This window comes from Kitasatospora sp. NPDC001095 (assembly GCF_053598615.1).
The window spans coordinates 21,313-34,803 of sequence record NZ_JBSFKQ010000045.1 but is presented as its reverse complement, the minus strand read 5'-3'; the positions used below and the strand labels follow the sequence as shown (position 1 = coordinate 34,803).

General features: G+C 72.8%; 11 protein-coding genes. 9 read left to right on the top strand and 2 right to left on the bottom strand.

All coding sequences use genetic code 11. The features are described from left to right. The first annotated feature begins 11 nt into the window (after positions 1-11). Genes ACWDBB_RS28225 through ACWDBB_RS28205 form a run of 5 tightly spaced genes read left to right on the top strand, consistent with a single transcriptional unit; the run spans position 12 to position 4,975 of the window. Positions 12-1,034 (top strand): amidohydrolase family protein, encoded by a 1,023-nt coding sequence (locus ACWDBB_RS28225; RefSeq protein ID WP_449792267.1) that lies wholly within the window; start codon positions 12-14, stop codon positions 1,032-1,034. A 17-nt stretch (positions 1,035-1,051) separates the two neighbouring features. Further along, positions 1,052-1,741 (top strand): 4-carboxy-4-hydroxy-2-oxoadipate aldolase/oxaloacetate decarboxylase, encoded by a 690-nt coding sequence (ligK, locus tag ACWDBB_RS28220; RefSeq protein WP_449792266.1) that lies wholly within the window; start codon positions 1,052-1,054, stop codon positions 1,739-1,741. A gap of 2 nt (positions 1,742-1,743) precedes the next feature. Continuing rightward, on the top strand, positions 1,744-2,664 hold the full coding sequence (locus ACWDBB_RS28215; RefSeq protein ID WP_449792265.1) for an amidohydrolase family protein: 921 nt from the start codon (positions 1,744-1,746) through the stop codon (positions 2,662-2,664). Between the two features lie 27 nt (positions 2,665-2,691). Next, complete coding sequence (gene ligA, locus ACWDBB_RS28210) at positions 2,692-3,999, top strand: protocatechuate 4,5-dioxygenase subunit alpha (protein ID WP_449792264.1); 1,308 nt, start codon at positions 2,692-2,694, stop codon at positions 3,997-3,999. Positions 4,000-4,003: 4 nt separating this feature from the next. Then, a complete protein-coding gene (locus tag ACWDBB_RS28205; RefSeq protein ID WP_449792263.1) occupies positions 4,004-4,975 on the top strand; it encodes a Gfo/Idh/MocA family oxidoreductase in 972 nt (323 codons plus the stop codon). Positions 4,976-5,293: 318 nt separating this feature from the next. Here ACWDBB_RS28205 and ACWDBB_RS28200 read toward each other — a convergent pair whose 3' ends face one another. Together ACWDBB_RS28200 and ACWDBB_RS28195 are read right to left on the bottom strand one after the other, a co-directional pair. After that, entirely contained in the window at positions 5,294-6,691 is a 1,398-nt protein-coding gene (locus tag ACWDBB_RS28200; RefSeq protein ID WP_449792262.1) for an NAD(P)/FAD-dependent oxidoreductase, read from the bottom strand. Positions 6,692-6,880: 189 nt separating this feature from the next. After that, a complete protein-coding gene (locus ACWDBB_RS28195) occupies positions 6,881-7,558 on the bottom strand; it encodes a TetR/AcrR family transcriptional regulator (RefSeq protein WP_449792261.1) in 678 nt (225 codons plus the stop codon). A gap of 235 nt (positions 7,559-7,793) precedes the next feature. On the opposite strand from ACWDBB_RS28195, the gene ACWDBB_RS28190 reads away from it, so the two are divergent. From ACWDBB_RS28190 to ACWDBB_RS28175, 4 genes are read left to right on the top strand one after another with little or no spacing between them, the layout of a single operon-like run. Further along, positions 7,794-9,047 carry an MFS transporter gene (locus tag ACWDBB_RS28190; RefSeq protein WP_449792260.1) on the top strand — a complete coding sequence of 418 codons (1,254 nt, stop codon included), beginning with the start codon at positions 7,794-7,796 and terminating at the stop codon, positions 9,045-9,047. A 40-nt stretch (positions 9,048-9,087) separates the two neighbouring features. Further along, positions 9,088-10,899, top strand: coding sequence for a glycoside hydrolase family 3 protein (locus ACWDBB_RS28185; protein ID WP_449792259.1), 1,812 nt, complete (start codon positions 9,088-9,090; stop codon positions 10,897-10,899). After that, positions 10,892-11,956, top strand: a complete 1,065-nt coding sequence (gene surE / locus ACWDBB_RS28180) for a 5'/3'-nucleotidase SurE (RefSeq protein WP_449792258.1) — start codon at positions 10,892-10,894, stop codon at positions 11,954-11,956. The genes ACWDBB_RS28185 and surE overlap by 8 nt, the downstream gene beginning before the upstream one ends. Positions 11,957-11,975: 19 nt before the next feature. After that, positions 11,976-13,421: a carboxylesterase/lipase family protein gene (locus tag ACWDBB_RS28175; RefSeq protein WP_449792257.1), complete on the top strand. Its 1,446-nt coding sequence runs from the start codon at positions 11,976-11,978 to the stop codon at positions 13,419-13,421. Positions 13,422-13,491: the final 70 nt, after the last annotated feature.

Below are 13,491 nucleotides of genomic sequence, written 5' to 3'. Positions count from 1 at the left end.
GGAGAGCACACATGATCATCGACTGTCACGGTCACTTCACCACCGCACCGCCGCAGTTGGCGCAGTGGCGGGACCGGCAGGTGGCGGCGGCCGGCTCCGCCGACGACGCGCCCGACCCCGACGACCTGGTCATCACCGACGACGACCTGCGCCGGGCGATCGAGGGCAACCAGCTGCGGCTCATGGACGAGCGCGGCAGCGACCTGACGATCTTCTCCCCGCGGGCCAGCTTCATGGCCCATCACATCGGCGACTTCGCGGTCTCCTCGGTGTGGGCACGGATCTGCAACGACCTGGTCCACCGCGTCAGCACGCTCTACCCCGACCGCTTCGCGATGGGCGCGATGCTCCCGCAGTCGCCCGGCGCCGACCCCGCCACCTGCCTGCCCGAGCTGCGCCGCGCCGTCGAGGAACTCGGCGCGGTGACGGTCAACCTCAACCCCGACCCGTCGGGCGGCCGGTGGAGCGCACCGCCGTTGACCGACCGCAGCTGGTACCCGGTCTACGAGGCGATGGCCGAGTACGACATCCCCGCCATGATCCACGTCAGCACCTCGTGCAACCCGGCCTTCCACACCACCGGTGCCCACTACCTCAACGCCGACACCACGGCGTTCATGCAGCTGCTCCAGGGCGACCTGTTCGCCGCCTTCCCGACGCTGCGGTTCGTGATCCCGCACGGCGGCGGCGCGGTGCCCTACCACTGGGGGCGGTTCCGCGGCCTGGCGATGGCGCTCGGCAAGCCGGATCCGGAGACGCTGCTGGACAACGTCCTCTTCGACACCTGCGTCTACCACCAGCCCGGCGTCGACCTGCTGACCCGGGTGATCCCCAGCCGGTCGGTCCTCTTCGCCAGCGAGATGATCGGCGCGGTCCGCGACATCGACCCGCGCACCGGCCACCACTTCGACGACACGAAGCGGTACGTCGACGCGACGCCGAACCTCTCGGACGAGGAGCGGGCGGCCGTCTACGCCGGCAACGCCCTGCGCGTCTACCCCCGCCTCGCCGCGCGCCTCGCCGCCGGCCGCTGACCCGAGGAGAAGAAGGCATGGAACACACCGAGATCGGTGTCGTCCACACGGCGATCACCCGCGCCGACCCCGAGACCGTCGCCGCGCTGTCGGAGTTCGGCGTGGCGACGATCCACGAGGCGATGGGCCGGGTCGGACTGATGCGCCCCTACCTGCGTCCGGTCTACCCGACGGCGCGCACCTGCGGCACGGCCGTGACCGTGTTGCTGCAGCCCGGCGACAACTGGATGCTCCACGTCGCCGCGGAGCAGATCCGCGAGGGCGACGTCGTCGTCGCCGCCTGCACGACCGAGAGCGAGGACGGTTTCTTCGGAGACCTGCTCGCCACCTCCTTCCGCGCCCGGGGATGCCGGGGCCTGGTCATCGACGGCGGCGTGCGCGACGTGGCCGAGCTCGAGGAGATGGACTTCCCGGTCTTCGCGCGGTCGATCAACGCCAAGGGCACGGTCAAGGCCACCCTCGGCTCGGTCAACGTGCCGGTGGTCTGCGCCAACGCCCTGGTCCGGCCCGGCGACGTCGTCGTCGCGGGCGGCGACGGCGTCGTCGTCGTGCCGCGCGAGCGGGCTGCCGAGGTCGCCGAGGCGGCGGCCAGGCGCGACGCGGGCGAGGCGGGCAAGCGCGCGAGGTTCCGCGCGGGCGAACTCGGCCTGGACATCTACGACATGCGCGGCCCGCTGGCCGCGCTCGGGCTGCGGTACGAGGACTGAGGATGACGACGGCCTTCGAGAAGACGCCCGGCTGGCTGGACTGGTACGCCGGTCCGAGCCGCCCGGAGTTCCGGCTGCCCGCGGGCGCCGTCGACGCGCACTGTCACGTCTTCGGGCCGGGCGCGGAGTTCCCGTTCGCCCCCGAACGCAAGTACACCCCGTGCGACGCGTCCAGGGACCAGCTCTTCGAGCTGCGCGACCACCTGGGCTTCGCCCGCAACATCGTGGTCCAGGCGACCTGCCACGGCGCCGACAACAGTGCCATGGTCGACGCCCTGCGGGCATCGGGGGGCCTGGCCCGCGGGGTGGCGACGGTGCGCCCCGGGATCCCCGACGCGCAGGTGCGGGAACTGCACGAGGCCGGTGTGCGCGGCGTGCGGTTCAACTTCGTCAAGCGGCTCGTCGACGCCGCGCCGCAGCAGGACCTGTGGGACGTCGTCGAGCGGATCCGACCGTACGGCTGGCACGTCGTCGTCTACTTCGAGGCGGCCGACCTCCCCGACCTGCGCGAGTTCCTCCTCTCGATCCCGGTGCCGCTGGTCGTCGACCACATGGGCCGGCCCGACGTCACCAAGGACCCGCACGGCCCGGAGTTCGAGTCCTTCCTGGACTTCATGCGGGCCCGGCCCGACATCTGGTGCAAGGTCACCTGCCCGGAGCGGCTGTCGGTGAGCGGCCCGCCGGCCCTCGACGGGGAGCGGACGGCCTACCGCGACGTCGTCCCGTTCGCCCGGCGCGTGGTCGAGGAGTTCCCCGACCGGGTGCTGTGGGGCACCGACTGGCCGCACCCGAACCTCACCGACCACATGCCCGACGACGGCCTGCTCGTCGACTTCGTGCCGCACATCGCGCCGACGCCGGAGCTGCGGCACAGGCTCCTCGTCGACAACCCGATGCGCCTGTACTGGCCCGAACCGGCCTGAGCCGTCCCACGAACGGAGGACCCACCCATGTCGCTGGACAAGAGCTACAAGCTGGTCCCGGGGACGACCGTCTTCGACGCCGAGCAGTCCGCCAAGGGCTACCACCTCAACCAGTTCTGCATGTCCTTGATGACGGCCGAGAACCGGGACCGCTACCTCGCCGACGAGCGCGCCTACCTGGACGCGTGGCCACTGCGGGAGGAACAGAAGCAGGCGCTGCTCGACCGCGACCTCAACGCCGCGATACGCGAGGGCGGCAACATCTACTTCCTCGCCAAGTGGGGTGCGACGCTGGGGCTGTCGTTCCAGCAGATGGCAGGCTCGATGACCGGCATGACCGAGCAGGACTACCGCGACATGATGGTCGCCGGCGGCCGCTCCATCGCCGGCAACCGGATCGACCACGCCGTCCTCGAAGCGGCGCACACCGACCGGCGGTCGCCGCGGGGACGGGCCGTCATCACCGGCGCGGTGTTCACCTCGCACGTACCGGCGATCGGCGCGGCGATGGACCACCACAAGACCGACGAGCCCTACTGGCGGCCGGTCTTCGAGGGCTACGAGTTCTCCAAGCAGTGGGAACGGGACAACGTCCCCGACGTGGTCTTCCTGGTCTACAACGACCACGCCTCCACCTTCGATCTGTCGATGATCCCGACCTTCGTGCTCGGCACCGGCGCGGCCTACCCCACCGCCGACGAGGGCTACGGACCCAGGCCGGTCCCCGGGATCGAGGGCGACCCGGAGCTGGCCGCGCACATCGCGCACTCACTGATCCGCGACGACTTCGACCTCACCCTCGCCAACGAGATGACCGTCGACCACGGCCTGACCGTGCCGCTGTCGTTGATGTTCGGCGACGTCGAGCGGTGGCCGTGCAAGGTGATCCCGTTCCACGTCAACGTGGTGCAGTACCCGGTGCCTTCGGGCGCGCGGTGCTTCCGACTCGGCCAGGCGCTGCGCAGGGCCATCGAGTCCTATGACAGGCCGCTGAACGTCCAGGTGTGGGGCACCGGTGGCATGAGCCACCAGCTCCAGGGGCCGCGTGCCGGCCTGATCAACCGGGAGTGGGACAACGCCTTCCTGGACCGGCTGATCTCGGACCCGGAGGGCCTGGCCCGGGTGCCGCACCTGGAGTACGTCGAGGAGGCCGGCTCCGAGGGGATCGAGCTGGTCATGTGGCTGATCGCCCGCGGAGCGATGAGCGATGTCGACGGCTCGGGCCGTACAGAGGTCAAGCACCGCTTCTACCACGTGCCGGCGTCCAACACCGCCGTCGGCCACCTGATCCTTGAGAACCACCCGGTGGGCGAGAGGCCCGCCGAGAAGGAGTGACGACATGACCGACGAGCAGACCGTCCGGATCGCCCTGGTCGGGGGCGGCGCCTTCGGCGCCAAGCACGCGGCCGCGCTGCGCCGGATCAAGGGCGTCGAGGTGACCGCCGTGGTCAGCAGCAGCCTGGAGAAGGCGCGGCGGTTCGCCGAGGAGCAGGCCGTGGGCCGCGCCGTCGCCACGCTGGAGGAAGTGCTGGCGATGGACGACGTCGACGCGGTGATCCTCGCGACGCCCACCCAGATGCATGCCGGGCAGACCCTTGCCTGTCTGGAGGCGGGCAAGCACGTCCAGGTCGAGATCCCGCTGGCCGACTCGCTGGCCGACGCCGAGGCCTGCGACGCGGCGCAGCGACGTACCGGGCTGGTCGCCATGGTGGGACACACCCGGCGCTTCAACCCCAGCCACCAGTGGGTGCGGCAGCGGATCCAGGCCGGGGACTACCGGATCCAGCAGATGGACGTGCAGACCTACTTCTTCCGCCGCGAGAACCTCAACGCACTGGGCCAGGCACGTTCCTGGACGGACCACCTGCTGTGGCACCACGCCGCGCACACCGTCGACCTGTTCGCGTACCAGGCCGGGGCCCCGATCGTGCAGGCCAACGCGATCCAGGGACCGATCCACCCCGAACTCGGCATTGCGATGGACATGTCCATCCAGCTGCGTGCGGAGAACGGGGCCATCTGCACGTTGTCGCTGTCCTTCAACAACGACGGTCCGCTGGGCACCTTCTTCCGCTACATCGGCGACACCGGCACCTACCTCGCACGTTACGACGACCTGTTCACCGGCAACGACGTGCCGATCGACGTGAGCGGGATCGACGTCTCGATGGACGGCATCGAGCTGCAGGACCGCGAGTTCGTCGCCGCCATCCGCGAGGGCCGCGAGCCGAATGCGTCCATCGCCCGGGTGCTGAACTGCTACCGGACGCTGGCTGCCCTCGAGGAGCAGCTCGCGGCCGCCGCCTCGTGACCGCGGCGAAGACCTCGGCTCCGGGCCGCCGCGTGTCGCGGCGGCCCGGGCCGTTCGAGGTCCCGGCGGTCGGCCCGACGAGGCTCTCGACGCGGCAGGACGGGTGCTGAACGCCTCGACCGTGCACGGGGCCCGCTACAACGAGGCGACCCCCGCCGGGATCGACATCGAGCGCTGCGGGCGGGCAGGCTGAAAGCCGGGCCGGGGGCGGGACCGACGTGTCGTCGGTTCCGCCCCCGGCCCGGCTCTTCGGCTCCCGCGTGACGGGCGGTCCCGTGAACCGACGTCACGCGGCGCACGCGCGGCTCGACGGTCCGGTCAGGAATCGAAGCCGAGGCCGAAGCGGTCGAGGGTGCGCAGCCAGAGGTTGCGGTGGCCGGCGTTGGCGTCGGCGCGGGTGAGGGCCCACTGGGTGATGCCGATGCCGATCGAGCGGGCGGGTTCGGGCGGGAAGGGCAGGGGCTTGCGGCGGACCATCTCCAGGGCGGTGCGTTCGGTGCGGGCGCCGGCCAGGAGGTCGAGCATCACCTCGGCCCCGAAGCGGGTGGCGCCGACGCCGAGGCCGGTGTAGCCGGCGGCGTAGGCGACCCGGCCGTCGTGGGAGAGGTCGAAGAAGGCGCTGAACCGGGTGCAGGTGTCGATGGCGCCGCCCCAGGCGTGGGTGAAGCGCAGGCCCTCCAGCTGGGGGAAGGTCCGGAAGAAGTGCTGGGCGAGGGTGGCGAAGGTCTCCGGCCGCTGGTCGCGTTCGGCGCGTACCCGGCCGCGGTACTGGTGGATCACGTCGTAGCCGCCGAACAGGATGCGGTTGTCGGCGGAGAGCCGGACGTAGTGGAAGTGGTTGGCGCTGTCCGAGAAGCCCTGGCGGCCCCGCCAGCCCACCGAGGCGAGCTGCGCCTCGGTCAGCGGTTCGGTCATCAGCGCGTAGTCGTAGACCGGCACGGTGTACGGGCGGTGGCGGCGCAGCAGCGAGGGGAAGGCGTTGGTGGCGAGTGCGACGTGGCGGGCGCCGACGCGGCCGTACGGGGTGCGGACGGTGATCCCGCGCGGGGAGTCGGTGAGGCCGGTCGCGGGGGTGTGTTCGAAGATCCGCACGCCCTGGTCGAGGCAGGCCTGCCTGAGGCCCCAGGCGAGGCGGGCGGGGTTGAGCATGGCGACGCCCTCGCGGTCCCACAGGGCGCCGAGGAAGGTGGGGGAGTCGATCTCGGCGCGGACGGCCGCGCGGTCCAGGAAGTCGAGCGGGCTGCCGTAGCGGGCGGCGAGTTCCGCGAACTCGTGCAGCCCGCCGACCTGGTAGGGCTCGGTGGCGACGACGAGGGAGCCGGTGCGCTCCCAGTCGCAGTCGATGCCGTGGCGCTTGACGGTGTCCTCCATGGCCTGGAGGTTTGCGGCGCCGAGCCGCTCCAGGACGTCGAGTTCGCCGGGCCAGCGCTGGTGGCCGTTGGCGAGGCCGTGGGTGAGGCTGGCCTCGCAGAAGCCGCCGTTGCGGCCGGAGGCGGCCCAGCCGGTCTCCTGGGCTTCGACCACGACGACGTCGAGCGAGGGGTCGCGCTCCTTGGCGATGAGCGCGGTCCACAGGCCGCTGTAGCCGCCGCCCACCACGAGCAGGTCGCAGCGCACGTCGCCGACCAGGGTGGGGGCGGGCGCGGGCCGGTCGGGGTGGTCGAGCCAGAACGGTACGGGCTGGGCGTCCCGGAGGGCGTGGACGGGGTCGGCCATGGCGGTGGCTCCTTCGGTGCATGGCTGCGGTGCGCGGAGGCCCCGGGCCTCCGTGTGCCGCCATCAGACCGTCGCGCCGGACTCAACGTCAATGGCGTTGACATAAGCGCCGCCGCTCGGCGGACGTGGGCTCGATCCGGTCCGGGATCCGGGGGCGATGGCCTCGGCGCCCGGCTGGTGGTGGTGCGATCAGGACCCGGCGGGATGCGGCGGCAGGCCCGATCCCGCGGTGGACAGCCCCCGGTACAGCCGGTCCAGGTACCGGCGCAACTGCTCGGTCATGTCCACCGACTCCGGGTCGAGCACCCACTGCAGCTGCAGCCCGTCCATGACCGCCAGCAACTGCCGCGCCTCGGCCGCGCAGTCGGTGTCGGCGTGCAGCTCGCCGCTGTCCACCCCCCGGCGCAGTGACTGCGCGGCGTCGGTGACCAGGGTGCGGTAGCGGCGGGCGAAGAAGGCGTGCGCCGGGTGGTCCGGGTCCCCGGACTCGCCGACCAGGGCGTTGAACATCCGGGTGCGGCCGGGCCGGCGGCTGTTGTGGGCGGTCAGGGCGAGCAGCCGGTGGAACCACTCGGCGACGGTCGCGCACTCCTGCGCGAAGAACCGCTCGGTGTCGTGCTCGTCGCTCGCCTCCAGCACCGACACCAGCAGGGCTTCCTTGGTGCGGAAGTGGTGCAGCAGACCGCCCTGGGTGATGCCGACGTCCTTGGCGATCCGGGCGAGCGAGGTGGCGTGGAAGCCCCACTGCGCGAAGTGCTCGACGGCGGCGTCCAGGATGCGCGAGCGCCGCTCGTCGCCCACCGCGTACGTGCCGCGTGCCGAGCCCCTGCCCGTGCCGCGGGTCTCCGACCCGTCCTTGACGTCCATGACTGTCACCTTAGCCACTGGATCGCCCACCCAGGTCGGGTGTGACCTGGGCCACATGTCGAAAACCTACTGCCTACTCGGTTTTCATGGTTCGCTGTGAGCGCACCCGGGCCGGCGCCCTGAGCCGCCCGGTCGGCCCCCACCCGCCCGCCGACCGGAGCCGAGCCTCGCCGTCCCCCGGGCCCCTCCCCGACTTCCCGACGCACGGGACCTGTGGCCACCCAGGAGGCCGGTCATGACCACCACCGACACCGCCGACGGCGCCCGGAGAGACGGGGCCGAGAAGCCACCCCCGATCGCCGGCGGCCGTCGGCTGCTGCCGATGCTCACCCTCGGCAACGCCGCCATGTACCTCGTCTACCTGGGCATCGGACAGGTCCTGCTGCCCGCCCAGATCGAACTCCTCGACCCCGACGGCAAAGTGGGCAGCCTCGGCCTGGTCTCCGGCGTCGCCGCGGTCTTCGCGACCCTCTTCAACCCGCTGGCCGGCCTGCTCTCCGACCGCTCCCGCCGCCGCAACCCGTGGATCCTCGGCGGCGGCCTCGCCGCCTTCGCCACCCTCGCCCTGCTCGGGCAGGTGCGCACGATCCTGCTGGTCACCATCGCCTGGTGCCTGGTCCAGGCCGCGATGAACGTCTACCAGTCCGCACTCACCGCGGTCGTCCCCGACCGCGTTCCGGCCGGACGCCGGGGGCTCGCCTCCGCGATGGTCGGCATCGGCACCCCGATCGGCTCGGTCGTCGGGGTCACCCTGGCCACCCGCTACGTCCCCGACTCCGTCGGCACCGGCTACCTGGTGACCGGCGCGGTGATCGCCCTGACCGCCGTGCTGTTCACCGTGCTGGTCCGGGAGGAGAAGCTGCCGCCGGTGGAAGCCGTGCCGCTGCGCCGTCAACTCGTCGCCTTTACCACGACGCTGCGGGCCGCGGACTTCCGCTGGGCGTTCATCGGCCGCTTCCTGATGATGCTCGGCTTCTTCGCGGTCTCGCTGTTCCAGTTCTACGTCCTGCAGGACCACATCGAGCTGCCCGACGGCATGGACGCGGCCGGCGCCCAGGCCGTGCTGGCACCCGTCGACGCCGTCTCCACCCTGGCCGCCACCGCCCTCGGCGGCTGGCTCTGCGACCGGCTCGGGCGGCGCAAGCCGTTGATCGCGGTCTCCTGCGTGCTGGCCGCCGCCACCATGACCGTCCCGGTGCTGCTCCCGGACTGGACCGGCATCCTGCTGTACACCGTGCTCGCCGGGATCGCCTTCGGCTGCTTCATGGCCGTGGACACCGCGCTGGTCACCCTGGTGCTGCCGAGCGCCGACGACGCCGCCCGCGACCTCGGCGTGCTGAACATCGCCAACGCCGGGCCGCAGATCATCGCGCCCTTCGTGGCCTCACTCGTGGTCGGCGCGGCCGGCTACGACGCGCTGTACCTGGTCGCCGCGCTGATCATCCTCGTCGGGGCGCTCGCGGTGGCTCCGATCAAGACCGTCCGCTGAACCCCCCGTCCGTCTCGAACCTCCCTGGGAGACCCCGCACGTGCGCACCACCACCGCCGCCGTCCACCCGTACCAGGACCCGTCCCGGCCCGTCGACGAGCGGGTCACCGACCTGCTGGCCCGGATGACCCTGGAGGAGAAGGCCGGCCTGCTCTTCCACACCATGATCCCGATGCACCAGGACGGCCGCCCGGTCGAAGCGACGGACGGGGACGACACCGAATTCCCGGCCGACACCACCGGACTGATCCGCGATCAGGGGCTGAACCACTTCAACCTGGTCGGCACCGCGGGCCCCCGGCAGCTCGCCGAGTGGCACAACGCCGTGCAGGAGATCGCCGCCGGCACCCGGCTCGGCATCCCCGTCACCGTCTCCACCGACCCCCGGCACTCCTTCACCCTCAACATCGGCGCCTCCATCCACGCCGGCGCGTTCTCCGCCTGGCCCGAGGCGATCGGCCTGGCCGCCGTCCGCGACCCCGAACTGGTCCACCGCTTCGCCGACATCGCCCGCCGGGAGTACCTGGCCGTCGGCCTGCGGGTCGCCCTGCACCCCCAGATCGACCTCGCCACCGAGCCGCGCTGGTCCCGCCAGACGGGCACCTTCGGCGCCGACGCCGCGCTCACCTCGGAACTCGTCCAGGCCTACATCCGCGGCTTCCAGGGCGAGCGCCTCGGCAAGGACAGCGTCGCCACCATGGTCAAGCACTTCCCCGGCGGCGGCCCCCAGAAGGACGGCGAGGACCCGCACTTCCCGCACGGCAAGGAGCAGGTCTACCCCGGCGGGATGCGCGAACTGCACCTCGCGCCGTTCCGCGCCGCCATCGCGGCCGGCGCTGCGCAGATGATGCCGTACTACGGCCAGCCGATCGGCACCGACTGGGAGGAGGTCGGCTTCGGCTTCAACCGGGGCGTGGTCACCGGCCTGCTCCGCGAGCAGCTCGGCTTCGACGGCATCGTCTGCACCGACTGGGGGCTGCTCACCGACGACGAGATCTTCGGCGAGCCGCACCAGGCAAGGGCATGGGGCGTCGAACACCTCACCGTCGCCGAGCGCGCGGCCAAGGCGCTGGACGCGGGCGTCGACCAGTTCGGCGGCGAGGAGTGCCCCGAGGTGATCGTCGACCTGGTCCGCTCCGGCCGGATCGCCCAGGACCGGATCGACCACTCGGTGCGGCGCCTGCTGCGCGAGAAGTTCGTCCTCGGCCTCTTCGACGACCGGCGCTACGTCGACCCGGACGCCGCCGGGGAGATCGTCGGCAGGGCCGAGTTCCGGGCCGCGGGGGCCGCCGCCCAGCGCCGCTCGCTCACCGTCCTGACCAACCGCGACCGCACCCTGCCCGTCAAGCGCACCGCCCCCCGCCTCTACACCGAGGGCCTGGACCGCGCGACCGTCTCCCGCTACGGTCGCCTCGCCGCCACCCCGGCCGAGGCCGACCTCGCCGTCCTGCGGCTGTTCACCCCGTACGAGTACCGGGCGAACCGCTTCGAGTCGATGTTCCACTCGGGCCACCTCGACTTCCCCGAGGCCGAGTCGGCCGCGATCCTGCGGGTGCTCGACGCCGTTCCCACCGTCGTGCTGATCAACCTCGAACGGCCCGCCGTCATCCCGGAGATCGCCGAACGGGCCGCCGCCGTGATCGCCGACTACGGCGCGAGCGACGAGGCGATGCTCGACGTCGTCTTCGGCCGCGCCCGCGCCGAAGGACGGCTGCCCTTCGAACTGCCGTGCTCGATGGCCGCCGTCGAGGCCTCCCGCCCGGACGTCCCCCACGACACCGTCGACCCGGTCTTCCCGTACGGAGCCGGGCTCGACCTGACCCAGCCCGCCCCGGAAGGACACGATGGATGAGAGCCGTCGCCCGAAGACTCATCGCCGTCACCGCCGCCTCGGCCGTACTGGCCGGCGGAGTCACCGCCTCGGCGGCCGAGCCGGCCCCTTCGACGGCCCGACCGCTGGCCGGCCTGCGCGTGCTGCTCACCAACGACGACTCCATGCGGGCCGCCAAGGCTCGAACTCCGACGGCCTCGGCCTCTACGAACTCCGCCGCGCCCTCTGCGCGGCCGGGGCGGACGTCGTGGTGATGGCACCCTGGCAGGTGCAGTCCGGCAAGGGCACCGCCGTCACCAACGGCGGCACCCTCACCCTGAGCCACCGCACCGACCTCCCGGCCGGCTACCGGAACGACTGCGGGGGAGCACCCTCCGGTGCCCCGGTCTACGGCGTCTGCCTCGCCGCCGGCCCCTGCGCCCCGGACAGCCCGAGCGCCACCCCCGCCGACACCGTCAAACTCGCCCTGCGAGCCGGCCTCGCGGCCAAGGCGGGCTGGACGGACGGCCCCGACCTGGTGGTCACCGGCATCAACTCCGGCCCCAACGTGAGCGCCCAGGTCAACGACTCCGGCACGGTCGGTGCCGCCCTGGCCGCCATTGAGGAGGACGTGCCGGCCGTCGCCCTCTCCTCGGTGGGCGACGACAGCGGCGCCTTCTTCCCGCTCGCCGACTACCGGGCGACCGCCGACTTCGCCGCCCGCCTGCTGGCCGGGCTGCGCACCCGGGGCCTGTTCAGCACCCACTTCGCGCTCAAGGTCGACTACCCGGACGTCACCGGCGGCCGCCCCGCCGGGCCCGCCCGCTGGACCACCGTCGGCCACGGCCGCGAGATCTGGCAGGCCTACGAGCCCGCCGGCGCCGACAGCTTCGCCATCACCCTCGGGCTCTGCGAGCACGGACCCGGCGACGCCTGCACCGAGACCGTCCCCGACGCCGACGCGCTCGCCCTGCTGCGCGACGGCCGGATCTCCGTCACCCCCGTCACCCCCGACCGGACCTACGGTGTCCGCACGGCCGACCCCCAGGAGCTGAACCGGCTCCGGCACTACATCGACCACGAGGCGCCGCGCCCGTGACCCCCACCGGAGGACCCGCATGACCGCCCCGACCCCGCAGCACCCCGTCGTCCCCACCCGCCGGGGCCCGGTGCACGGCGAGCGCCGCGCCGACGGCAGCGTCCGCTTCCTGGGCATCCCGTACGCCCAACCGCCGGTCGGCGAGCTGCGGTTCGCCGCCCCCGTGCCGGCCCGGCCGTGGACCGAGGCGCTGGACGCCACCGCCTACGGGCCGACCGCGCAGCGCCGCCCGTTCGGTGAGGTCACCACCATCCCCGAACCGACCATCCCGGGCGCCGGGATCCTCAACCTCAACGTGTTCACCCCGGATCTCGCCCCGGCGGCCGGCCTGCCGGTACTCGTCTGGATCCACGGCGGCGGCTTCGTCGCCGGCTGCTCGGCGAGCCCCTGGTACGACGGCGCGGCCTTCAACCGGGACGGCGTGGTCGTGGTCTCGATCGGCTACCGGCTCGGCATCGAGGGCTTCCTCCACCTTCCCGACGCCCCCGACAACCGCGGCGTACGGGACTGGATCGCGGCGCTGGAATGGGTACGGGACAACATCGCCTCCTTCGGCGGCGATCCCGCGAAGGTCACCGTCGCCGGACAGTCGGCCGGCGGCGGCGCCGTTCAGACGCTGCTCGCCACGCCCGCCGCCCGGGGCCTGTTCCGCGCCGCGATCTCGGCCTCCGGCGCGGTGATGCGCCCGCAGGACCGGGCCACCGCCGAGGCCGTCAGCCGGGCGTTCGCCGAGCGCACCGGCGTGCCCGCCACCGCGGCCGTCCTCCGGGACGCCACCGACGCCGAGCTGCTCGCCCTCCAGGACGCGCTCGACGCCCCAGGCCCGGCCCGCGACGAACTGCCCGCGCTGCTCCTCGCACCCTTCACCGACGGCGAGTTGGTGCCCCGCCCGGTGCCGGAGGCGCTCGCCGACGCGGACGTCCCGCTGCTGCTCGGCTTCACCGCGCACGAGTTCGCCGCCCCGGCCGATGCGGCCGCGCCGGCCGCCGAGGGTGAACTCTGCGGCCTGCTGGTCGACTTGGGTCTGGACGACAGCCGCGCCGCACGGTTCCTCGCCGAGCACCCGGACGCGGCCGCCGGCGACGCGATCACCGACTGGCTGTTCCGCGGCCCCGCCCTGGCCGTCGCCGAGGCCCGCACTGAACGCCAACGGCCCACCTGGCTCTACCAGTTCGACTGGTCCGGCAGTGCCCCCGGCCGGACCGGCCAGGCCTACCACTGCAGTGACCTGCCCTTCGCCTTCGACCTCCTGCACGCCGAGGGCGTCGAGGCCGCCCTCGGAGCCCACCCGCCGCAGGCACTGGCCGACGCCGTCCACGCCGCCTGGGTCGCCTTCGTCCGCGACCTCGATCCCGGAACCGCCTGGCCCCCGTACGGGGACGGCCGCTCCACCATGCGCTGGCACGCCGAACCGCGACCGGAACGCGACCCGCTGCGCACCGTCCGGGAGGTCTGGCTCACCTGACCCGGAGACGGCCGGAGGCGCTCGGACCGTCCCGCCCCGGGGACGGACGCCCTCCGAAGTGCTGCCGTCA